At 62.9% G+C, this 21,060-nt stretch carries 17 protein-coding genes and 1 pseudogene; 7 read left to right on the plus strand and 11 right to left on the minus strand.

The annotated features are described in order from the left end of the window. From PSTU_RS0117335 to gcl, 6 genes are all read right to left on the minus strand, one after another. A partial coding sequence (locus PSTU_RS0117335) for an urea transporter (protein ID WP_029404846.1) occupies positions 1-604 on the minus strand: 604 nt, incomplete at its 3' end. 77 nt (positions 605-681) lie between these two features. Continuing rightward, complete coding sequence (gene pyk / locus PSTU_RS0117340) at positions 682-2,097, minus strand: pyruvate kinase (RefSeq protein WP_019342279.1); 1,416 nt, start codon at positions 2,095-2,097, stop codon at positions 682-684. Between the two features lie 87 nt (positions 2,098-2,184). After that, positions 2,185-3,456, minus strand: a complete 1,272-nt coding sequence (locus PSTU_RS0117345; protein ID WP_019342280.1) for a glycerate kinase — start codon at positions 3,454-3,456, stop codon at positions 2,185-2,187. Positions 3,457-3,943: 487 nt separating this feature from the next. Continuing rightward, positions 3,944-4,834, minus strand: a complete 891-nt coding sequence (locus PSTU_RS0117350) for a 2-hydroxy-3-oxopropionate reductase (protein ID WP_019342281.1) — start codon at positions 4,832-4,834, stop codon at positions 3,944-3,946. A gap of 192 nt (positions 4,835-5,026) precedes the next feature. Beyond that, a complete protein-coding gene (gene hyi, locus PSTU_RS0117355; RefSeq protein WP_019342282.1) occupies positions 5,027-5,809 on the minus strand; it encodes a hydroxypyruvate isomerase in 783 nt (260 codons plus the stop codon). A gap of 185 nt (positions 5,810-5,994) precedes the next feature. Continuing rightward, a complete protein-coding gene (gcl, locus tag PSTU_RS0117360; RefSeq protein WP_019342283.1) occupies positions 5,995-7,776 on the minus strand; it encodes a glyoxylate carboligase in 1,782 nt (593 codons plus the stop codon). Positions 7,777-7,891: 115 nt separating this feature from the next. Here gcl and PSTU_RS0117365 point away from each other — a divergent pair, with 115 nt between their 5' ends. From PSTU_RS0117365 to PSTU_RS0117375, 3 genes are all read left to right on the plus strand, one after another. Beyond that, on the plus strand, positions 7,892-8,800 hold the full coding sequence (locus PSTU_RS0117365; protein ID WP_019342284.1) for a LysR family transcriptional regulator: 909 nt from the start codon (positions 7,892-7,894) through the stop codon (positions 8,798-8,800). Between the two features lie 203 nt (positions 8,801-9,003). Then, positions 9,004-9,849 carry an exodeoxyribonuclease III gene (xth, locus tag PSTU_RS0117370; RefSeq protein WP_019342285.1) on the plus strand — a complete coding sequence of 282 codons (846 nt, stop codon included), beginning with the start codon at positions 9,004-9,006 and terminating at the stop codon, positions 9,847-9,849. 165 nt (positions 9,850-10,014) lie between these two features. Next, positions 10,015-11,298 carry an EAL domain-containing protein gene (locus tag PSTU_RS0117375; protein ID WP_019342286.1) on the plus strand — a complete coding sequence of 428 codons (1,284 nt, stop codon included), beginning with the start codon at positions 10,015-10,017 and terminating at the stop codon, positions 11,296-11,298. A gap of 213 nt (positions 11,299-11,511) precedes the next feature. Here the strand turns inward: PSTU_RS0117375 and uraH are convergent, their stop codons facing one another. Both uraH and PSTU_RS0117385 read right to left on the minus strand, forming a co-directional pair. Continuing rightward, a complete protein-coding gene (uraH, locus tag PSTU_RS0117380; protein ID WP_019342288.1) occupies positions 11,512-11,922 on the minus strand; it encodes a hydroxyisourate hydrolase in 411 nt (136 codons plus the stop codon). A 14-nt stretch (positions 11,923-11,936) separates the two neighbouring features. Next, entirely contained in the window at positions 11,937-12,431 is a 495-nt protein-coding gene (locus tag PSTU_RS0117385) for a GlcG/HbpS family heme-binding protein (protein WP_019342289.1), read from the minus strand. A gap of 146 nt (positions 12,432-12,577) precedes the next feature. On the opposite strand from PSTU_RS0117385, the gene PSTU_RS0117390 reads away from it, so the two are divergent. From PSTU_RS0117390 to PSTU_RS0117400, 3 genes are all read left to right on the plus strand, one after another. After that, positions 12,578-13,249: a heavy metal response regulator transcription factor gene (locus PSTU_RS0117390; RefSeq protein WP_019342290.1), complete on the plus strand. Its 672-nt coding sequence runs from the start codon at positions 12,578-12,580 to the stop codon at positions 13,247-13,249. Then, the gene (locus PSTU_RS0117395; RefSeq protein WP_019342291.1) at positions 13,246-14,601 is read left to right on the plus strand and encodes a heavy metal sensor histidine kinase; all 1,356 of its coding nucleotides are present in this window, start codon (positions 13,246-13,248) and stop codon (positions 14,599-14,601) included. The genes PSTU_RS0117390 and PSTU_RS0117395 overlap by 4 nt, the downstream gene beginning before the upstream one ends. 112 nt (positions 14,602-14,713) lie before the next feature. Further along, on the plus strand, positions 14,714-15,166 hold the full coding sequence (locus PSTU_RS0117400; protein WP_019342292.1) for a PA2169 family four-helix-bundle protein: 453 nt from the start codon (positions 14,714-14,716) through the stop codon (positions 15,164-15,166). A 75-nt stretch (positions 15,167-15,241) separates the two neighbouring features. On the opposite strand, the pseudogene PSTU_RS0117405 reads toward PSTU_RS0117400, so the two are convergent. Then, positions 15,242-16,768, minus strand: a pseudogene (locus tag PSTU_RS0117405) (putative bifunctional diguanylate cyclase/phosphodiesterase); the annotation flags it as partial. Positions 16,769-17,096: 328 nt separating this feature from the next. Here PSTU_RS0117405 and PSTU_RS0117410 point away from each other — a divergent pair. Beyond that, positions 17,097-18,017 (plus strand): AraC family transcriptional regulator, encoded by a 921-nt coding sequence (locus tag PSTU_RS0117410; RefSeq protein ID WP_019342294.1) that lies wholly within the window; start codon positions 17,097-17,099, stop codon positions 18,015-18,017. Positions 18,018-18,019: 2 nt separating this feature from the next. On the opposite strand, the gene PSTU_RS0117415 is transcribed toward PSTU_RS0117410, so the two are convergent. Together PSTU_RS0117415 and PSTU_RS0117420 are read right to left on the minus strand one after the other, a co-directional pair. Then, positions 18,020-19,549 carry a sialate O-acetylesterase gene (locus tag PSTU_RS0117415; RefSeq protein WP_019342295.1) on the minus strand — a complete coding sequence of 510 codons (1,530 nt, stop codon included), beginning with the start codon at positions 19,547-19,549 and terminating at the stop codon, positions 18,020-18,022. Between the two features lie 328 nt (positions 19,550-19,877). Continuing rightward, positions 19,878-21,060, minus strand: a 1,183-nt coding sequence (locus PSTU_RS0117420; protein ID WP_019342296.1) for a response regulator, incomplete at its 5' end; no start/stop codon positions are given.

Below are 21,060 nucleotides of genomic sequence, written 5' to 3' on the forward strand. Positions count from 1 at the left end.
AGCCGCACAGGGTCCACGTTGCGGCGCGTCGATCAGCCAACAGCAATGCGGCGAACAGGCACAGACCTGCTAGCGGGTCCGCCAGAAACAGCACCTGACCAATCCCTCGCAGTATTGCGCTCAGTGCCCCCCATCCATCCAGTAGATAGTCGGGCATGCGCGCTTCAACAACACCCCCCAGAACACCGCAGCCTGCCATGGTCAGCCACCCCAACAGTACAAAGGCCAGGGTGAAGCCCGGCAGGCTGCGCCGTTCGCGCATCCGTCTGAGCAGGAGCTGCTGCAAGGGGCTCGACAATCCGCCGGCGAGGATGATCAGCGCGTAGGCGAGCGGCACCAGACCGAGCATCAGCGTGACCAGAAGCCCCAGCAGCGCGGCGTTGTAACCGTATAGGCCGGCTTCGATATCGTCACGGCTATAACCGAGGCACCACGCGGTAAAGGTGCCGCTCAACAGGCCGACGAGGGCGCCAGCCAGCAGCGGCCGATCCTGCAGGCCGATCGCAAACAGGATCAGCAGTCCGCAGCCCAGATGGCGCTGTAAGAAGATCTGGCTGATCCCGTTGAGCATCGACCGCAGCAAGAGCGAGAAAGGTGGGGGCATGATCATGTCGTGAGAAAGACGCACAGGCTTGCATCGACGGAGCGCAGCTCCGCCAATGAAGGATCATGCCAGAACGGTCAGTTGAGCGTTTCGATGCGCAGCGAGTTGGTGGTGCCAGACTGCCCCAGTGGCACGCCAGCGGTAATCACCACAGTGTCCCCGGTGCCGGCCATGCCCTGTGCACGCGCCAGCTCGAGCGCATTGAGGCAGACCTGCTCCATGTCATACATCCGCGCATCAATTACCGAGTAGACGCCCCAGGCCACGCTCAACTTGCGCGCAGTGGCCAGGTTCGGTGTCAGGCTCAGGATTGGCGTGGCGGGTCGTTCTCGCGAAGCGCGCAAGCTGGAACGGCCGGATTCGGTGTAGTTGACCAGCACCGCCACCGGCAGGATGCCGCTGATGCGGCGAATCGCGCAGCTGATCGCATCGGGCAGTGTGGCTTCGGCACTCGGTCGGTTGACGTCCAGCTGCGCCTGGTAATCCGGGCCGCTTTCCACCTGGCGGATGATCTTGCTCATCATGCTTACTGCTTCCAGCGGGTAGTCACCGGATGCGGTTTCCGCCGAGAGCATCACCGCGTCGGCGCCTTCGGCCACGGCGTTGGCCACATCAGTCACCTCGGCACGGGTCGGTGCCGGGGAGAAGCGCATCGATTCGAGCATCTGCGTCGCGACCACCACCGGCCGGCCCAGCTGGCGGCAGGTGCGTACGATGTTGCGCTGGATGCGCGGCACATTTTCTGCCGGCACTTCGACACCCAGGTCGCCACGCGCCACCATGATGGCGTCACACAGCCGCGCGATTTCTCGCAGGTGCTGCACGGCTGACGGCTTTTCGATCTTGGCCATGAGGAAGGCGCGGCCGTCGATCAACTCGCGGGCTTCGTGAATGTCCTGCGGGCGCTGGACGAACGACAGCGCCACCCAGTCGACGCCCAGCTCCAGGCCGAAGGCCAGGTCACGGCGGTCCTTTTCGGTCAGCGGGCTCAGTTCGAGTACCGCTTCGGGCACATTGACGCCCTTGCGATCGGACAACTCACCGCCAGCGACCACCCGGGTGTCGATGGCATCGGCGTGCTTGGCAATAACCGTCAGCCGTAGCCGCCCGTCATCGACCAGCAGGCTCATGCCCGGCTGCAGCGCATCGATGATTTCCGGATGCGGCAGGTTGACCCGCGTGCTGTCGCCCGGTGTCGGGTCAAGGTCAAGGCGCAAGGTCTGACCGCGTGTGAGGTTTACCTTGCCTTCGGCAAAGCGACCGACGCGCAGCTTCGGGCCTTGCAGATCCATGAGAATGCCGATCGGCTGATTCAGCTGGCGTTCGACCTCCCGAATCCAGGCAAAGCGCTCGGCATGGTCGGTATGCTCGCCGTGGCTGAAGTTGAGACGGAACAGGTTGACGCCGTTCTCCACCAGCTCGCGTACATCATCGATGCTGCGGGTGGCAGGGCCCAGGGTGGCGAGGATCTTGACCTTTTTATCGGGTGTCATGGCAGGCTCTATCGGCAGTTGTTTTTATGAGGCGCACCAGCAGACGCGTGTAACAGGCGCGTGTAGCAGACGCGTGTAGCAGTCGCCCTAGCGGGACGGCGGCAGGATCAGAATGGCGCGGAAATCGTTGACGTTGGTTCGCGTCGGGCCGGTCATCAGCAGGGCGTCGAGCGCCTGGAAATAGCCGTAGCCGTTGTTGTTGGCCAGTTCGTCGGCGGCACTGAGCCCCAACGCTTCGGCGCGGGTGAAGCTGTCCGGTGTCATCAGCGCGCCAGCGTTATCTTCCGAACCGTCGATACCGTCGGTATCGCCAGCGAGCGCGTAAACGTTGGGAAGGCCTTGCAGATTTTCCGTGAGGCTCAGGAGAAACTCGGCGTTGCGCCCGCCACGGCCATTGCCGCGCACGGTGACGGTGGTTTCGCCGCCGGAAAGAATCACGCAGGGCGGGGCGATCGGTTGGCCGTGCAGCACGACCTGACGGGCGATGCCGCCATGGACCTTGGCCACTTCGCGCGCTTCGCCTTCCAGATCGCCAAGTATCAGCGGCGTGATGCCTGCTGCTCGCGCTTTATCGGCCGCCGCGTCGAGGGACTGCTGGGGCTTGGCGATCAACTGGAAATGGCTGCGTGACAGGCACGGGTCGTCCGCCTTGACGGTTTCCGAACGCGGATCTTCCAGCCAGGCACGCACGTTCGCGGGAATCTCGATGTTGTAGCGCGCCAGGATCGCCAGCGCTTCGGCCGAGGTGGTCGGGTCGGCCACGGTCGGGCCCGAGGCGATCACCGTGGCCTCGTCACCGGGTACGTCGGAAATCGCATAGGTGTAGACGCTGGCTGGCCAGCAGGCCTTGGCCAAACGCCCGCCCTTGATCGCCGAGAGGTGCTTGCGCACGCAGTTCATCTCGCCGATATGCGCGCCGGAGCGCAGCAGGGCCTTGTTGATCGCCTGCTTGTCGGCCAGGCTGATGCCTTCGGCCGGCAGCGCCAGCAGGGATGAGCCGCCGCCAGAGAGCAGGAAGATCACGCGGTCGCTTTCCTCTAGGTTGCTGACCATTTCCAGCACGCGACGGGCGACGCGTTCACCGGCATCGTCCGGCACCGGATGCGCGGCTTCGACCACTTCGATCTTGCGGCAGTCGGCACCGTGGCCGTAGCGCGTCACCACCAGGCCGGAGAGCTCGCCTTCCCATGCCGCTTCGATGGATTCGGCCATGGCGGCAGCCGCTTTGCCGGCGCCGATGACGATGGCCCGACCGCTGCGGTCTGCCGGCAAATGGTCGGCCAACACCTGGCGTGGATGGGCGGCATCGATGGCGGCGGTGAACAGGTCGCGCAGGAAGGCTTGCGGGTCGAGGTTCATGTACAACTCCATCTATTAGGTCAGGTGCCCGATTCCAGACCTTAGGGCTCGGTTATGCAAGCACAAAAGGCAAGCCCTAAGGTTTGGAATCGACCCGCCCGGCAGTCAGGCCGTGACTCCTCGTGCCGAGCAGGTCGAAAGGGGTGCCGCCCGAGGGCAGCGGTTGGATTACAGATGCACAGGGCTGAGGTTGTGGGGGACGCTGTGATTCCGGCCCCATGCAACTCCAATCCAACCCTTTGAGCATCGCTGGGCCAATCGTTGCGGTTCCCACCACCTGGTCTGTCTGTCCCTGAAGGTGGGGCCGCTTGCTCGGCGCAGCGTGCTCGAAGCTTTTCAATTCTTGCGGATCGGGAAGTCGCTTGTACGTCCGTAGGATGGTTGAAACCCATCGACGATGAACGTACGGTCCTGACCCACTCGCACCGCTTGATGGGCCGTCAACTACACGCCCGACCCACCCCGCGATGCGCTACCGCCTGGGAACTCAGTCCTTACGGATCGAGAAGTTGGCCATGTGCTCCAGGCCCTTGATCAGCGCTGAGTGGTCCCAGCCGCTACCGCCGATCGCCGCACAGGTGCTGAACACCTGTTGTGCGTTGGCGGTGTTGGGCAAGTTCAGGCCCAGCTCGCGGGCGCCGGCCAAAGCCAGGTTCAGGTCCTTCTGGTGCAGGCTGATGCGGAAGCCCGGATCGAAGGTGCCCTTGATCATGCGCTCGCCGTGTACTTCGAGGATCTTCGATCCGGCGAAGCCACCCATCAGCGCCTCACGCACCTTGGCCGGGTCGGCGCCATTCTTCGCCGCGAACAGCAGGGCCTCACTCACCGCCTGGATGTTCAGCGCGACGATGATCTGGTTGGCGACCTTGGCCGTCTGGCCGTCACCATTGCTACCGACCAGGGTGATGTTCTTGCCCATCGCCTGGAACAGCGGCAGGGCGCGGGCAAAGCTCTCTTCGCTGCCGCCGACCATGATCGACAGGCTTCCGGCCTTGGCGCCGACTTCACCGCCGGAGACCGGCGCGTCGAGGTAGCGCGCACCGGTAGCGTCGATCTTCTCGGCGAACGCCTTGGTGGCGCTGGGAGAGATCGAACTCATGTCGATCACCAGCTTGTTTGGGCCGACGCCTTCGGCGATGCCGTTCTCGCGGAACAGCACGTCTTCGACCTGTGGCGTATCCGGCACCATGACGATGATGAATTCGGCTTCTTGAGCCACTTCCTTGGGGTTGGCCAAGGCGACGGCGCCGCCTTCCAGCAGTGCGGCTGGAGCCTTGTCGTGATGCTCGGACAGGAAGATGTCGTGACCGGCTTTCTGCAGGTTCTGAGCCATGGGCAGGCCCATGATGCCGGTGCCGATAAATCCGATTTTAGCCATGATGTTTCTCCTCAAATTCGTTTGTGTCGCTGAAAAACTACCTGCGTTGGCAATACTTGGTTGAAGGCGGCCTGGGTCGCCAGCCCGGTCAGAATGTCCATTTAGAAACTAAACTCGCCCGCGAGCCCGGTCCGCTTCTTCGGCATTCTTCGCCTCGTCTTGCCTGCCTCGCTTACGTTTTTTCACTGTTTATTAGATCGCGTTATGCGCCTTCAGCCAGCCGAGGCCGGCTGCGGTGGTGGTGGCCGGCTTGTATTCGCAGCCGACCCAACCCTGGTAGCCGATGCGGTCCAGGTGCTCGAACAGGAAGCGATAGTTGATCTCGCCGGTGCCCGGCTCGTTACGGCCGGGGTTGTCGGCGAGCTGCACGTGGTTGATCGCCGCGAGGTTGGTCTCGATGGTCCGCGCCAGGTCACCTTCCATGATCTGCATGTGGTAGATGTCGTATTGCAGATAGAGGTTGGTGCTGCCGACCTTGTCGCGAATCTCCAACGCCTGCGAGGTGTTGTTGAGGAAGAAGCGCGGGATGTCGCGGGTGTTGATCATTTCCATGACCAGGCGGATGCCTTCGGCTTCGAGCTTCTTCGCCGCGTAGCGCAGGTTCTCGATGAAGGTCATCTCCAGCTTGCCGATGTCGGCACCCTTAGGCGCAATGCCGGCCAGGCAGTTGACCTGGGTGTTGCCCAAGACCTTGGCGTATGCAATCGCCTGGTCGACGCCGGTGCGGAATTCCTCGACTCGCTCGGGATCGCAGGCGACGCCACGGTCACCGTTGGCCCAATCACCGGCTGGCAGGTTGAACAGCACCTGGGCCAGGCCGTTGGCATCCAGGCGTGCCTTGATCTCCTCGGCTGGGTAGTCGTAGGGGAACAGGTACTCGACACCGCTGAAGCCAGCTTCGGCAGCGGCGGCGAAGCGGTCGAGGAAGTCCATCTCGGTGAAGAGCATGGACAGGTTGGCGGCAAAGCGGGGCATATGATCTTCCTTCTGTCTGTAGGGACATCCCCGATCGGGCTGGAGGCTACTGCTCGTGATGCTTCCATCCCGTCGGGATATGCGTTGTGGATGCGCTTCGCGACATCCAAACGGTTCGGTTACTGCTTTTCGTAGGAGCCAGCTTGCCGGCGATCAGCAGGACATGGCGCTCGGGCTCGTTCGTATCAATCCAGCAACGCGACCGCGGTCGGTGCGTCTTCGCGGCCTTCGGCCAGCGGCTCGAATTCGTTGATGGCGTCGATCTCGGTGCCCATGGCGATATTGGTCACGCGCTCGAGAATCACCTCGATCACCACCGGCACCTGGTGCTCGGCCATCCAGGCCTGGGCCTGTTCGATGGCGGGGCGCAGGTCTTCCTGGCGGAATACGCGGATCGCCTTGCAACCCAGGCCCTCGACCACCGCGACGTGGTCGACGCCGTAGCCTTCCATGCCGCTCTGGTCGGCATTGATGTTCTCGAAGCCCAGCTGTACGCAGTAATCCATCTCGAACCCGCGCTGCGCCTGGCGGATCAGCCCGAGGTACGCGTTGTTCACCAGGATGTGGATGTAGGGCAGCTTGAACTGCGCACCCACGGCCAGCTCCTCGATCATGAACTGGAAGTCGTAGTCGCCCGAGAGCGCGACAACCTTGCGGGTCGGGTCCGCGGCAACCACACCGAGCGCTGCCGGAATGGTCCAGCCGAGCGGGCCGGCCTGACCACAGTTGATCCAGTGACGCGGCTTGTAAACGTGCAGGAACTGCGCGGCAGCGATCTGCGACAGGCCGATGGTGCTGACGTAGCAGGCGTCGCGGCCAAACGCGTTGTTCATGCACTGGTACACGCGCTGCGGCTTCATCGGCACGCTGTCGAAGTGCGTCTTGCGCAGCATCGTGCGCTTGCGCTCCATGCAGTCGGCGGCCCAGGCGTTGCGGTCCGGCAATTTACCGGCGGCCTTGCGTTCCTTGGCGACCTCGACGAACAACTTCAGCGCAGCGCCGGCGTCGGAAGTGATGCCGAAGTCCGGCGAGAACACCCGGCCAATCTGGGTCGGCTCGATGTCTACGTGTACGAATTTGCGATCCTTGGTGTAGACGTCGACCGAACCGGTGTGGCGGTTGGCCCAGCGGTTGCCGATGCCGAGCACGAAGTCCGAGGCCAGCATGTTGGCGTTGCCGTAGCGGTGGCTGGTCTGCAGCCCGCACATCCCGGCCATCAGCGCATGGTCGTCAGGGATCGAGCCCCAGCCCATCAAGGTCGGGATAACTGGCACGCCAACGGTTTCGGCGAACTCCACCAGCAGCGCTTCGGCACCAGCGTTGTAGATACCGCCGCCGGCGACGATCAGCGGGCGCTCGGCGGCGCAGAGCATGTCGATGGCTTTCTCGATCTGCTTGCGTGTGGCGGCCGGTTTGTAGACCGAGAGCGGCTCGTAGGTGTCGACGTCGAACTCGATCTCGGCCATCTGCACGTCGAACGGTAGGTCGATCAAAACCGGACCAGGACGGCCGGAACGCATGACGTGGAAGGCCTGCTGGAACACGCGCGGTACCAGCGCCGGTTCACGCACGGTCACGGCCCACTTGGTCACCGGCTTGGCGATGGATTCGATGTCCACGGCCTGGAAGTCTTCCTTGTACAACCGTGCGCGTGGCGCCTGACCGGTGATGCAGAGGATCGGTATCGAGTCGGCCCAGGCCGAGTAAAGGCCGGTGATCATGTCGGTACCGGCCGGGCCCGAGGTGCCGATGCACACGCCGATGTTGCCGGCCTTGGTGCGGGTGTAACCCTCGGCCATGTGCGAAGCGCCTTCGACGTGGCGAGCCAGAATGTGACGGATGCTGCCGTCGGCACGCATGGCGGAATACAACGGATTGATCGCCGCACCGGGGATGCCGAAGGCGGTATCAATCCCTTCCTTGCGTAACACCGCTACGGCGGCATCGATTGCTCTCATTCGGGCCATGGGTCGTGTCCTCTTCGGTAACTCGATAGTTTTTATACGTGGCCCAAGGATGAAGGGCTGGCCGGAACGAGGGAATTGGCCGAAACTTCAGTTCTGTCGATATCAGGAGTATCGAATGGATCGCTACACAACCTTGCACAGCTTCGTGCTGGTCGCTGAAAACGGCAGCTTTGCAGCCGCTGCGCTGAAGGAAGGTGTGACGCCGGTGGTCATGGGTCGCCGACTCGATGCGCTGGAGCGGCACCTGGGTGTCAAGCTGATGCATCGCTCCACGCGGGGGCTGGCATTGACCGATCTGGGCGAGCAATACCTGGAGCGCGCCCGCGGGTTGCTCAAGGATTTCGATGAGGCCGATGCCAGCATCGCCAAGGACCGCACCTCGGTGCGCGGCCACCTGGTGATCTCAGCGCCCGCAGCCTTCGGTCGCAAACACATCGGCCCGCACGCGCCGGCCTTCCAGGCCCGCTTCCCGGACCTGCAGCTGTCGTTTAACTTCACCGACAGCGTGGTGGACCTGGTGCGCCACGGGTACGACATGGGTATCCGCATCGGCGAGGTGACCGACCCCAACTACGTGGCGGTCAAGCTGTTCCCCAATCGGCGGGTGGTCTGTGGTGCGCCGGACTACTTCGAGCGCCAGGGCGTACCTCGCGTGCTCGAAGACCTGGCGCGACACAACTGCCTGGCGTTCAACCTGCAGGGCGGGCAGCAGCGAGGCTGGACCTTCCTGCGCGACGGCAAGCAGGTGGCGGTGCGGGTGGATGGCAACCTCGACTGCAACGATGGCGAACTGCTCTTCGACTGGGTCAAGCAGGGGCTGGGCATCGGTTGGCGCTCGACCTGGGAAATCCAGGCCGAGCTCAAGCGCGGTGAGCTGGTGACCGTGCTCGATGAGTACGCATTGCCGGCCTATGACATTCAGGCGGTGTATCCACAGCAGCGTTATCTGCCGGCCAAAGTGCGCTTCTTCATCGATTATCTGAAGCAGGTCTACAACGCACCGGGCTACTGGGAGACCCGCTGAGCTGAATGATGCTCCGCGCTGTCTACCGGCCTCGTCTGTGGGAGCGGTCTTGACCGCGATGATCCGAACGTCAACCACACCGCTATAGCGAGCTGCGAAGCCATTCGCGGTCGAGACCGCTCCCACGAGTGCGCCCGAATCGTCGAACTGCGCCACGCCACCGTGAGTCACAACAAATGTCATGTATCGGCGCGAGGCTACCCGTGGACTCCCTGAAAATCGCCACTTTCAACATCAACGGCATCCGTGCGCGTCGGGCAAACCTGCTCGAATGGCTGGAGCGCGAACAGCCGGACGTAGTCTGCTTGCAGGAGCTGAAAGCGCAGGACGCCGATTTCCCCATCGACGACATCCGCGCGGCCGGTTACGGCGCTATCTGGCAGGGGCAGAAGTCATGGAATGGTGTGGCGATCCTGGCCAAAGGCGACGACCCGCTGGAGATCCGCCGCGGTTTGCCGGGTGATCCGGACGACACCCACAGTCGCTATCTGGAAGCCGCTGCTCATGGCGTGATCATCGCCTGCCTCTACTTGCCCAACGGCAACCCTCAGCCAGGGCCGAAGTTCGATTACAAGCTAAGCTGGTTTGAACGCTTCATCGAACATGCGGCCGGGTTGTTTGCCAATGGCCACCCGGTCGTGCTGGCGGGGGACTACAACGTCGTGCCCACCGACGAAGACATCTACAACCCGAAATCCTGGCGGAAAGATGCCCTGCTACAGCCGGAAAGCCGCGAATGCTTCGAGCGACTGCTGGCCCAGGGCTGGACCGATGCGCTGCGCGCCAAGTACCCGGACGAACGCATCTATACCTTCTGGGATTACTTTCGCCAGCATTGGCAGAAGAACTCAGGGTTGCGCATCGACCACCTGTTGCTGAGCACCGATCTCGCGCCGCGACTGGTCGATGCCGGGGTGGATCGCTGGGTGCGTGACCAGGAACATGCCAGCGACCATGCGCCGACGTGGATAACCCTTCGCGCCGAAGCCGGGCAGGAAAAGTCGGAAAAGCCGGCCAAGCGCAGCAAGGCCGATAACACCACCAAGTAACATCGATGATGCCGGTACGCTTTTGCGCCGATCGTCGGCGAAAATACAGCGTTCAGTTTTATAACAGTAACATCCGTTCAAGTTTGTTCGGTCAGGCGCGGCTTCTGGCGCCGTAGGTTTGTTCAGCACGGCAAAGCATGGCGGTCGTGGTGGGGGAGGGAATCCATGTCTGACGATGTGAAGCCACATCAAGCTGACCGTTTTACGGTGATCGATGATCCAGTATCGATCCTGCTGCGCCTCGAGGGAAGCGACCTTTCGCTCAGTGAGATGCTCACCGAGGCGCTTCATGCGGTGCGCACGCATCTGGGCATGGATGTAGCCTTCATCAGCGAGTTTCGCGGCGGAAGCCGGGTGTTTCGCTACCTTGACGGCAATTTTGTGCCACTGCAGCTTGCAATTGGCGGCTCCGATCCGCTGGAAGACAGCTACTGTCAGCGCGTTCTGGACGGGCGTCTGCCGGAGCTGATCCAGGATGCAGCGTTGCTGCCCGAAGCGCTGACCATGCCGGTAACCAAAGCCCTGCCGGTCGGTGCCCACCTCAGTGTGCCGCTGCGCTTCAGTGATGGTCGCCTATACGGTACGTTCTGCTGCTTCAGTACGACCAGCGACGGCACCCTCAACGAGCGCGATCTGAACACCCTGAGATTATTCGCAGCATTCGCCGGGCGGCTGCTCGAGCGCCATGCGATCCGCGAGTTGCACTGCGCTGAAATCCATAGCCGGATCAGCTCGGTGTTGGAAGAGCGGGCGTATTCGGTGGTTTACCAACCGATCGTGCATTTGCTCGAAAACCGGATCGTCGGATACGAGGCCTTGGCCCGGTTCAGCGCAACGCCTGCGCGAACGCCCGATTTATGGTTCGCTGAGGCGGCATCAGTTAGCCTGCAAGCTGAACTGGAAATCGCCTTGATCGAGGAGGCGCTCAAGGGGCTCGTCTTTCTGCCGGAGCAGACCTACATGTCGCTGAATGTCTCGCCGACGACTGTGCTCACGGGGTCGCTCGCAGCGGCGCTGGCGCACCAGCCGCTAGGCCGGTTGATCCTCGAGATTACCGAGCATGTGTCCATCAGCGACTACGAAGTCGTCGCCAGCGTCCTCGAACCGCTTCGCAAGCAAGGGCTGCGACTGGCAGTTGATGACGCGGGGGCGGGTTTTGCCAGCTTCCGCCACATCCTCAAGCTCAAGCCGGATGTGATCAAGCTGGACGGCAGCCTGATCCGCAACATCGATAGCAGTACCGAGTGCCGTGCCCTGGCCGCAGCACTGATTCGCTTTGCCGAAGAGACGGGCAGCAAGGTCGTGGCTGAATGCATCGAGACTGAAGCGGAGTTGTCCGTACTGCGCGAACTCAAGGTAAACAAGGCGCAGGGCTTCCTGCTTGGTCGCCCGGCCCCCATTACCACACCGGTTTCCAGCGCGTTCGATGGGTCGTCCATCGCTCGTTAAGGCGTGTTCTGGCGCCGCTCAGGGCTCCCCCCGCCAACCGCCGCCGAGCACTTGGTACAGGGTGGTACGCTGCACGCCCAGAGCGGCGTCGAGCGAGGGAGCAACAGTCGAGCCTGTCTGGCTGGCAGCGACGGTTTCGATCGGACGGAAGCCTTGGGCGACCGGTGCCGAACACTCGAAAACCACCTGCCCACCTCAGGCATGCCCGGCGGCTTAGTTACCCCGGTAGGTCGAGAAACCGTACGGGCTGAGCAACAACGGGATGTGGTAATGCGGCACGGTGCCGTCCACCTCGAAGATCACCGGGACCTCCGGGAAGAAGCTCGCCGTGTCGTGCGCCTTGAACCAGTCACCGGTTTTGAAGGTGACGCGGTAGGTGCCTTTTTCCAGTGCCTTGTCTTGTGGGTACAGCGCCGTAATGCGGCCCTGCTGGTTGGTGACGCCATCGTTCAGCGCAGCCCACTGCTTGCCGTTTTGCTTCTCCAGCGTGACCTTCACGTCAGGCGACGGCAGGCCGTCGTTGAGGTTGAGGACGTGTACGCTGAGCGGGTTGTCGGCCGCCATGGCGAGGCTGGACAGGCTGGCGAGGACGAGGCTGGCGCAAAGGGTTTTCAAAGAAGTCATGGGTGTTTCTCCGATCAGGATTTGGAAGGCAGCAGTTGAGCGATCGCCTGGGTGGCGCAGGCTTCGTCGGTTTCGGCGCCGCCAGCACCGGCTACGCCGATGGCACCGATCACCTCGTCGCCGACGCGCAGCGGGACACCGCCGCCAAGCAGCAGCAGTTCATCGAAGGTGTTGAGATTGGCGGCGTCCGGGTTGTTACGTGCACGCTCACCGAACAAGCGGGTTGGCGTCTTGCTCGACAGCGCGGTGTAGGCCTTGCGCTGTGCGGCGATGGTGTTGTGCGGCCCGACATTGTCATCACGCTGTAGCGCGACAAGGTTGCCGCCGCGATCGACCACCGCCACTGCGGCGGTACGGCCGTCGGCATGGCAGGCCGCCATGGTCGAGTCGAGCAGGGCGTTGGCCAGTTGTAGCGATACGTTCTGCTGGCTGACAGGTTGCGGTGTGGCGGCCAGCGCCTGGGCACTGGCAAGCGCCAGGCCGAGCAGGGACAGGGGAACAATGCGCATCGGTTTCTCCTCAATGGGCTCCGTGGAGCAGGTGGCGCCATCCTGTGCTGGCGGCTCCGTCAAACCCATTGCCGGCGGATTACGTATTTGTAATGGGATAAACGCTCTGGCCGGCCTAGCCTATGCGCTTCGCCCGGGAGGTACAGATGCGCATACTGGTGGTGGAAGACGAATTCAAGACAGCCGACTACCTGCGCAAGGGCTTGAGCGAATCCGGCTATCTGGTGGAGGTCGCGCTCAATGGTCTGGACGGCCAGCACCTGATTCAGGAGAGCGAGTTCGACCTGATCATTCTCGACGTCATGCTGCCCGGCATCGACGGCTGGCAGCTGTTGCAAATCGTGCGGCGCAATGCGCAGACGCCGGTGCTTTTTCTCACCGCACGCGATGCCGTGGAGGATCGGGTCAAGGGCCTCGAACTCGGCGCTGATGATTACCTGGTGAAGCCGTTTTCCTATGCCGAGCTGCTGGCGCGGGTGCGCACCTTGCTGCGTCGCGGGCCGCCGCGCGAGGTCGAGCATTTCAGGGTGGCCGATCTGGAGCTGGACCTGCTGCGCCGTCGCGTCAGCCGCAACGGCGAGCGGCTGACGCTGACCAACAAGGAGTTCGCGCTGCTGCATCTGCTGCTCAGCCGCGAAGGCGAGGTGCTGTCGCGAGCGCAGATCGCTTCGCAGGTCTGGCAGATGAATTTCGACAGCGACACCAATGTGGTGGATGTCGCCATTCGCCGTCTGCGCGCCAAAGTGGACGACCCCTACCAGCCCAAGCTGATCCATACCGTACGCGGCATGGGTTACCTGCTGGAGGCACCGGAATGAGCCTGATGCCAAGTTCGCTGAGCCTGCGGCTGGCGCTGATGTTCGCGCTGGTCAGCACGGCGCTGCTGGGCGCAATCGGGTTTTATCTGTACCAGTCACTGGAGCGCGAGATCGCCTGGCGCGACGATCAGGCCTTGCTGGGTCGGCTGGAGCGCATGCGAGCCCTGCTCGATGACAGCGATAGCATCGAGGCATTGCGCGAGCGGCCCCAGCTCTACGCCAACATGCTCGGCAATCGGGACAACCTGCTCTGGGTGCTGGGAGAGAGCGGCCAGCCGCTGATCGAGATCAATCCCGTTCAGTTGGCGATCCCGCAGCTGCCGCTCGAGGCGCAGCCGCAACTCGATGACCTTGGCGACCAGGCGCGCCTGGCCTGGGTGCACGTCGAGCGGGCGGAGGGCGGGCTGACGCTGATTGCCGGAAGATTGCTGGCCGAGCGCGAGCAGATGCTGGCGGCGTACCGCCTGAAACTCTGGCTGGCGCTGGTAGCCGGCGCGCTGCTGGCGTTTCTCTTGGGTTGGCTGGTGAGCGAGCGTGGGCTACGGCCGGTGCGTCAGCTGACCCGCCGAGCGCTGGCGATCGACGTCCAGCACCTGCACCTGCGAATCGACGATTGCGCCGAGTTGAGCGAGCTGCGGGCCTTGAGCGATGCACTGAACCAGATGCTGGCGCGGCTGGAGGCGGGTTTCACCCAGCTGTCGCGGTTCTCCGAGGACCTGGCGCACGAGATGCGCACCCCGCTGAGCAACCTCATGGGCCAGACCCAACAGGCGCTGCGTCGGGTGCGTTCGCTGGAGGACTACCAGAGTCTTCTGGCGTCCAACCAGGAGGAGTACGAGCGCTTGGCGCGCATGATCAACAACATGCTGTTCCTTGCGCGTACCGAGCAGGCAAACGAACGGGTCGGCCTGCAGGAGATCGACCTGGCCGAAGCGGTGGAGCAGCTCGGCGACTATTTTGAAGGCATTGCCGAAGAGCACGGCATGCGCCTGCAGAATGAGGCAACCGGCAAGTTGCGGGCCGACCCCGAGCTGCTGCGCCGGGCGCTGGCCAACCTGATTGCCAATGCGCTGCGCTACGGCGAGGCGGGCACGACCGTAACCGTGGCCAGCCAATGCACGGGCGATCGAATCGTGATCAGCGTCGCCAACAAGGGCCCGGCGATTCCTCCGGAGCACCTGCCGCGCCTGTTCGACCGCTTTTATCGCTGCGATCCGTCCCGTGCCGAGCCGGGCGACTCCGGCGGGCTGGGACTGGCCATAGTGCGCTCGATCATGCAGCTGCATGGCGGCGAGGTGCGGGTGACAAGCGACGCGACAGGCACCTGCTTCAGCTTGTCCTTTCCTCGTTGAGCGCGGCTTCCACCGGGCGTCCCGGCTGAACCTTTGTCGAAATGGCACAGTCGACTTAACAGGTTGGCCGTGTTTGTTCCGGCCCGTTCAGAAGCCATCAGGAGGACTGTTCATGGATACCAAAGACACCATTTCCGTACTCAACGATCTCATCGAAACCAGCAAGGACGGCGAGAAGGGTTTTCGCGAATGCGCCGAGGACCTGAAGAATCCGCAGCTGAAAACCACCATGAACCAGCGTGCCCAGGATTGCGCCACGGCGGCCGCCGAACTGCAGCAACTGGTGCGCACCCTGGGTGGCGACCCCGAGACCAGCACCAGCACCGCTGGCGATATGCACCGCCGTTGGGTCGACCTGAAGGCGATGGTCACCGGCAAGGATGACGAAGCCATCCTCAACGAGTGCGAGCGTGGCGAAGATGTCGCCCTCAAGAGCTACCGCAAGGCGCTGGAAAAAGACCTGCCGACGGACGTGCGTTCAGTCGTGGAGCGGCAGATGCAGGGCGTGCAGCGCAACCATGATCAGGTCAAAGCACTGCGCGACGCCGAACGCGCCCGCAGCTGATCGAGCAATGTGCGAAGAGCGCCCGCCCTAGCGCCGGCGTTTTTTTGCGGAGAAATTGGTGCGAGCCGCGGCTTCCTAGCAAACGGGTTCCGCCGTGCTGATGAACGGTTCGTACTGGTAGAGTTGCTCGGCGGACATGGGGCGGCTGAAGTGGTAGCCCTGAGCGATGTCGCAACCGGCCAGCTTCAGGTAAACCAGCTGATCGCGCGTTTCCACGCCCTCGGCCACGACAGTCAGGCCCAGGCGCTTTGCCAGGGTGATGGTAGAAGAAACGATTGGGTTGTCGTCGTAGCTATTGGAAAGAGGCGCGATCAACGCACGGTCGATCTTCAGCGTGCTGAGCGGCATCGAATGCAGGTGCGCGAAACCCGCATAGCCTTTTCCGAAGTCGTCGAGGCTGATATTCAACCCGGCCACTCGCAGCCGTTCGAGATGCTCGACCGCCATCCCTTCATCATCCAGCACCACCGTTTCGGTGATCTCCAGCTCGAATTGCCAGGCCTCAATGCCGCGCTTCGCCAGCTCGCTTAGCAGGCGTTCGCTGAAATCGGCTTGGCGCAGCTGTATGGCTGAGACGTTGACCGCCAGACGCGATGAGCGCCCTTGCACCCGCCAATGCTTGAGCTCTTCGAGGGCGAGACGTATCACCTCCCAGCCGAGCGCGACGATGAACCCGCTGCGCTCTGCCAACGGGATGAAGCGATCCGGGTAGAGCAGGCCGAACTGAGGGTGCTCCCAGCGCACCAGCGCCTCATAGCCGGTGACCTGCATCGAATCCAGCTGGATTTGCGGCTGGTAATGCAGGATGAATTGCCGCTCGCTCAACGCGGCGACCAACGATTGCTCCAGGGAGAACTCATTGATATCTGTAAGGTTCAGCGAGGGGTCGAAGAACCGGTATTGGCCGCGACCGCCCTGCTTGGCCGAATACATCGCGGCATCAGCGCAGCGGATCAGGCCATCGACCTCCTGCCCGTCGCGTGGGCAGATGCTGACACCGATGCTCGGGCTGGTGTTGACCTCGTGCTCATCGAGGGCATAGACGGCGGTGAGCTTGTTCACCAGATCGCGCACCCAGCTATCGATCTGCTCCTCGCTGCGGTCGCCTGCGAGCAACACCACGAACTCATCACCGCCGAACCGTGCCGCCTGATCGCCGGGTTCCAGCGCGCGGCTTACCCGTCCCGCCACGGCCTGTAAAAGCAGATCCCCGACCTTGTGCCCCAGTGAGTCGTTGATCGATTTGAAGCGGTCCATGTCGATAAACAGGATTGCCATCAGCCGACGCTGACTGCGCTGCCGGGCCAGGGTTTCGGCGCAGATATCCATGAATTGCCGGCGGTTGTGCAGGCCGCTCAGATGATCGGTCGCGGCCGCATGGCTACTGCGCCGATGCTCGTCCTCCAGTCGGCTGATTCGCTCCTGGTTGACTCGATACGCCTGCTCCAGCACGTAAAAAGCCTCGTGGTGTTTGTGCAGCAGCCGCATCATCCAGACCATTGCTCCGAGGATGGCCAGCGTCATGCCGAGGTTCATCCATCGCTGGCGGCTGAACCTGTGTTGTTGTGCATCGAGGATTTCATCGATCTGCTGGCTGACCACCGCCTCCCTTCGAGACGCCTGTTCGTTGTGCCAATGTTGCCCCCATATGAATGCCAGCGTGGCTATACAGATCGATAGCAGCAGCACCTGCGGAAACTTGGGGGAGGACAGGAACCGTCGAATCACGGCGGGGCACTCAATAATGCAGTGATGGCAAAATATCATCACCGTGTTTCATGCCGATGACAGCAGGCAATGGTGGCCTGCCGCTGTTGCTTGGCATGCGAGTCGCTGGCACACGGGTCGTCCGCAAACAAAATTCGCCTCGCTCAGGCAACAGCAGATGAACTGCTAAGCTGTTTCATCCGTTTTCCGGAGCCGGCTGCCCATGAACTCCTTCATTTCCCCATCGAGCGACGAGACCAGCGCCCAGCGTGCCGAGCTGGCGCGGCTGGTCGAAGCTGTCGTCAACGGCGACGGCATGCATTCGACCGCCATCGAGCCGCTGCATCTGATCCGCAGCGCAAAGCCTGGCGAGATGACCTACGGGCTGCACAAGCCGGCGCTCTGCGTCATCGTGCAGGGCGGCAAGGAAGTGCGCCTGGCTGACGAGCTGTATCGCTACGACCCGCTGCACTATCTGGTGGTGTCGGTGACGCTGCCCGTTGCCGGCTGCGTGATCCGGGCGTCCAGCGATGAGCCCTACATCTGTATTCGGCTGGACATCGACCCGACGCTGATTGCCGGGCTGGTCGCAGACGTCAGCCCCGAGCCTGCACCCGAAGAGACCGCGGGACGTGGCGTCTATCTGGACCGTATCGATGCGCCGCTGCTGGATGCCACGCTACGGCTGGTGCGCCTGCTGAGCAATCCGAAGGATATTCCGGTCCTGGCGCCGTTGGCGTTGCGCGAGATTTTCTACCGACTGCTTTGCGGGCCGCAGGGCCATCATCTGCAGGCGGTGGCGCTGCAGGGGAGCCAGTCGCACCGGGTCAACGATGCCATTGAATGGCTCAATCGCAACTATGTCGAGCCGCTGCGCATCGAGGAGCTGGCGCGACGGGTCAATCTCAGCAGCTCCAGCCTGCATCACCGTTTCAAGGCGCTGACCGCGATGAGTCCATTGCAGTACCAGAAGCAGCTGCGCCTGCAGGAAGCCCGCCGTTTGCTGGTGGCCGAAGGGTTGGAGGTGTCGGCGGCGGGTTATCGGGTCGGCTACGAGAGCCCATCCCAATTCAGCCGCGAATACAGCCGCTTGTTCGGCGCCTCCCCGGTCAAGGACCTGGCCCGGTTGCGCTGCAGCGCCTGAGCTCAGCGCGCCGAGTCATGCCCTCTGACGGGCTTGATCTCGAAGGCAATCGACCAGTTGTAGAGCGGGTAGGGCTTGCCCACCAGCGCTTCAATATTGGCTTCATCCGGCATGCCTTCGTCGGGCAGGTATTCGTAATTGGCGTCCGCGACGGCGGGGTCGCTGTCATGCAGTTCGCCGGCGCCGCCTGTTGCATGGCTGGCGTAGAGGATCGTCGGGATGCCCGCCAGATCACGGCCTGCGACCAGACGCAACACGGTATCGGCGGCGGCTTCAATGTTTTCCACCGGCACCTTGCCTTTGTCATCGGTGATGACGAAGCCGTAGTTCTCGATCATCTGCGCCTTGTGCCCAAGATAGGGCTCGCTGAAGGCCAGCGGGGGATGCGGGACGTGGAAGTCCATCAGGATTTCCCGGCCCTCGACCGTGGCGTGCAGCGGTGACAGTGGTTGCCAGCCACGCTGCTCGACCACCACCTGATGGAACACCTTGCCGAGCATCTGGCCGAACCAGCGGTAGCCGTTGGCCGACAGGTGCGTGCCTTTGTCGACGTAGGGGTAGACCGGGCCGGCGAGGTACCAGTTGGGTTCTTCCTGCGCCAGTTCCGACTGCGCAAGGCCGATGTCCAGGCTGCCATCGACGACCGAGGTTTTGGCGTCGGTCTGGTAGCTGATGAATGCCGGCATCCGCTTCTGGCCGATGGCCTTGGCGGTGTCTTCGTACAGGTCGTTGCGCAACTGACGCAGCCTCTTCTTGTATGTGGCTTTGTCGTTGACGCCGCCCTGGACCTCGGCGTAGTCGTATTCGCCTTGCAGCCAGAACAGTGCGCTGAGGCTGTAGCTGGCATCATCGGCCAGCGCGACCTGACGGGCCTGATCCATAGCCTGGAGTACGCGCCTGTATTCGTTGGTGCCGCCCACCTTGGACAGCTGTGCGATGGAGCGACCCGAGGTCGCGGCATTGCTGGCGACGAGCAAATGTTCTGGGTCGGCCTTGATGCCTTTGTTCTCTAGATAGAGCCGTCGGGCCATGTTCAATGCGCCGACTTCCACCGACTCGCCTTCTTCCTGCGCCTGTTTTTCCAGCTTCGCGACGGCCTCGGCATCGAGCAGAACCTTCGGATCTCGTTTGAGCTGCACCACCGCCCTGAGCGGCTTGAACACCGCGTCGCCGACCGGGACGAAGCGATCCCCGCTGAAGGTCGCCGAGCGCGTCGAGTCGCCCAGCATGAGGTTGTCGTAGCCCGGCCGCTTCGACAGCGCGGGCCAGCCCTCGGCAGCCGATGCCAGCGATTGGCCGAAAGTGATGACGTGGTTGTACTTGGCTTCGAGTGCAGGCGGCTGGCTTTTGGGCTGTTCGATCATCTGTTGGCTCCAGCGCTTGTTCTGCGCATCGCGCGCGGCGATGGCCTGCTCGTCGGCATGGGCTAGCAGCGGGGCGCCTGAAAGCAGGAGGCCGGTGAAAGCGGCATAAACGATCGGATTTCTAGGGAGCAGGATGGCTCGGCGGGACTGGTTGGAAGCAAAGGGCATCGATCGGGTCCTTGTGATTGAAGCGCAAACGAGCGCGATGCAAGGGGAGGCGGGAGCCTGCGGCGTACCGTAAAGGCAGGGCTGGCGTTTCGACGATCTGGGAGGCGCTTAGTTCTGGACGGATGTGCAAGCCATCAAGGCGATACACGTCGCGAGCAGGGGGGCAGTGCGGATCAACAGGCTTTCGAAGCGACAAGCCGGTCGATGACCGGAATGCGCGTTCGGAGAGGACCAGTAACACGATTCGCGAGCAAGCGCTCCTACACCAGGCATGCTGCCGTCGACCGGGAAACGGTGTTCGTCCACGGCATGCGCGAAGGCAGAACGATCAGGCCTCGATGACTTCGACTGCGCTCTTGAGCGCCGCAGCCAGCTCTTCCAGCCGATAGGGTTTTGCCAACACCTGCACGCCTTCGGCTTCGGCCGATTGTTTGATCGCTTCGGCGTAACCACTGGTGAGCAGCACGGGCACGCCGAATTGACGCGCACGGATTTCGCGGGCCAGCTCCAAGCCGTTCATGCTGCCGGGCATCATCACGTCCGAGAACACCACATCGACCTCGCGCTCGTTGGCGAGCGCACCCAGCGCTGCCGCGGCGCTAGCGGCGTACGTCACTTCGTAGCCAAGATGTTCGAGCATTTCGCCGACCAGCGCCGAGACCTCGTCGTCATCATCTACCAACAGTACGTTGCCGGCCGACCGCCGGGCCGGTTCGTCCACCGGTGGCTGATCATTGGTGGGGCTCGGCAGGTTCACCGAGCGCGGCAGCAGCATCACGACGCTGGTGCCCTGGCCGCATTCGGAATCGATCCACACCGTGCCGCCGGATTGACGTGCGAAACCATAGACCTGCGCCAATCCGAGGCCCGAACCCTTGCCAATTTCCTTGGTGGTGAAAAACGGGTCGAAGACCCGGTTGCGAACGTTATCTGGTATGCCGACGCCCGAATCGATGACCGCCAGGCGGACGAAATCGCCCCTGCGTCCGAGCACTTGCTGATCGGGCGCGTTGCAAGCCTGCATAAGAATCGAGCCGCCCTCGGGCATGGCATCACGCGCATTGACCGCGAGGTTGAGGATGACCAGCTCAAGCTCGCCTGGATCCACTTCCACGGGCCAGAGATCGGGCGCGAACTCTTCCTTTACATGCACATCGCCGCGCAGGCTGCGGTCGAGCAGCTCGCGCATCTGGCTGATCCGCTGAGCCAGGTCGACAGCCTCGGGCGCCAGGGACTGCCGGCGGGAAAACGCGAGCAACTGCCGGGTCAGTGCCGAGCCGCGCTGGGCGGCTTGACGCATGCCATCCATGAGGCGCTTGCGACGGTCCGGATCGGCGCGACGGTCGAGCATGTCGAGCCCGCCGGAGATGACCATCAGCAGGTTGTTGAAGTCATGTGCGATGCCGCCGGTGAGCTGGCCGATGGCTTCGATCTTCTGCGTCTGCCGCAGGGTTTCTTCGATGCGCGCGCGCTCGGTCATCTGCGCGCGCAATTCGACGTTGGTGCGTTCC

This window comes from Stutzerimonas stutzeri SDM-LAC (assembly GCF_000235745.1).
Taxonomy (GTDB): Bacteria; Pseudomonadota; Gammaproteobacteria; order Pseudomonadales; family Pseudomonadaceae; genus Stutzerimonas; species Stutzerimonas stutzeri_H.

What these genes read in the sequence shown, in the direction of transcription:
- pyk (WP_019342279.1), bottom strand. Translation starts at nt 2,097, where the DNA reads ATGACACCCGATAAAAAGGTCAAGATCCTCGCCACCCTGGGCCCTGCC.
- PSTU_RS0117345 (WP_019342280.1), bottom strand. Translation starts at nt 3,456, where the DNA reads ATGAACCTCGACCCGCAAGCCTTCCTGCGCGACCTGTTCACCGCCGCC.
- PSTU_RS0117350 (WP_019342281.1), bottom strand. Translation starts at nt 4,834, where the DNA reads ATGGCTAAAATCGGATTTATCGGCACCGGCATCATGGGCCTGCCCATG.
- hyi (WP_019342282.1), bottom strand. Translation starts at nt 5,809, where the DNA reads ATGCCCCGCTTTGCCGCCAACCTGTCCATGCTCTTCACCGAGATGGAC.
- gcl (WP_019342283.1), bottom strand. Translation starts at nt 7,776, where the DNA reads ATGGCCCGAATGAGAGCAATCGATGCCGCCGTAGCGGTGTTACGCAAG.
- PSTU_RS0117365 (WP_019342284.1), top strand. Translation starts at nt 7,892, where the DNA reads ATGGATCGCTACACAACCTTGCACAGCTTCGTGCTGGTCGCTGAAAAC.
- PSTU_RS0117375 (WP_019342286.1), top strand. Translation starts at nt 10,015, where the DNA reads ATGTCTGACGATGTGAAGCCACATCAAGCTGACCGTTTTACGGTGATC.
- uraH (WP_019342288.1), bottom strand. Translation starts at nt 11,922, where the DNA reads ATGACTTCTTTGAAAACCCTTTGCGCCAGCCTCGTCCTCGCCAGCCTG.
- PSTU_RS0117385 (WP_019342289.1), bottom strand. Translation starts at nt 12,431, where the DNA reads ATGCGCATTGTTCCCCTGTCCCTGCTCGGCCTGGCGCTTGCCAGTGCC.
- PSTU_RS0117390 (WP_019342290.1), top strand. Translation starts at nt 12,578, where the DNA reads ATGCGCATACTGGTGGTGGAAGACGAATTCAAGACAGCCGACTACCTG.
- PSTU_RS0117395 (WP_019342291.1), top strand. Translation starts at nt 13,246, where the DNA reads ATGAGCCTGATGCCAAGTTCGCTGAGCCTGCGGCTGGCGCTGATGTTC.
- PSTU_RS0117400 (WP_019342292.1), top strand. Translation starts at nt 14,714, where the DNA reads ATGGATACCAAAGACACCATTTCCGTACTCAACGATCTCATCGAAACC.
- PSTU_RS0117410 (WP_019342294.1), top strand. Translation starts at nt 17,097, where the DNA reads ATGAACTCCTTCATTTCCCCATCGAGCGACGAGACCAGCGCCCAGCGT.
- PSTU_RS0117415 (WP_019342295.1), bottom strand. Translation starts at nt 19,549, where the DNA reads ATGCCCTTTGCTTCCAACCAGTCCCGCCGAGCCATCCTGCTCCCTAGA.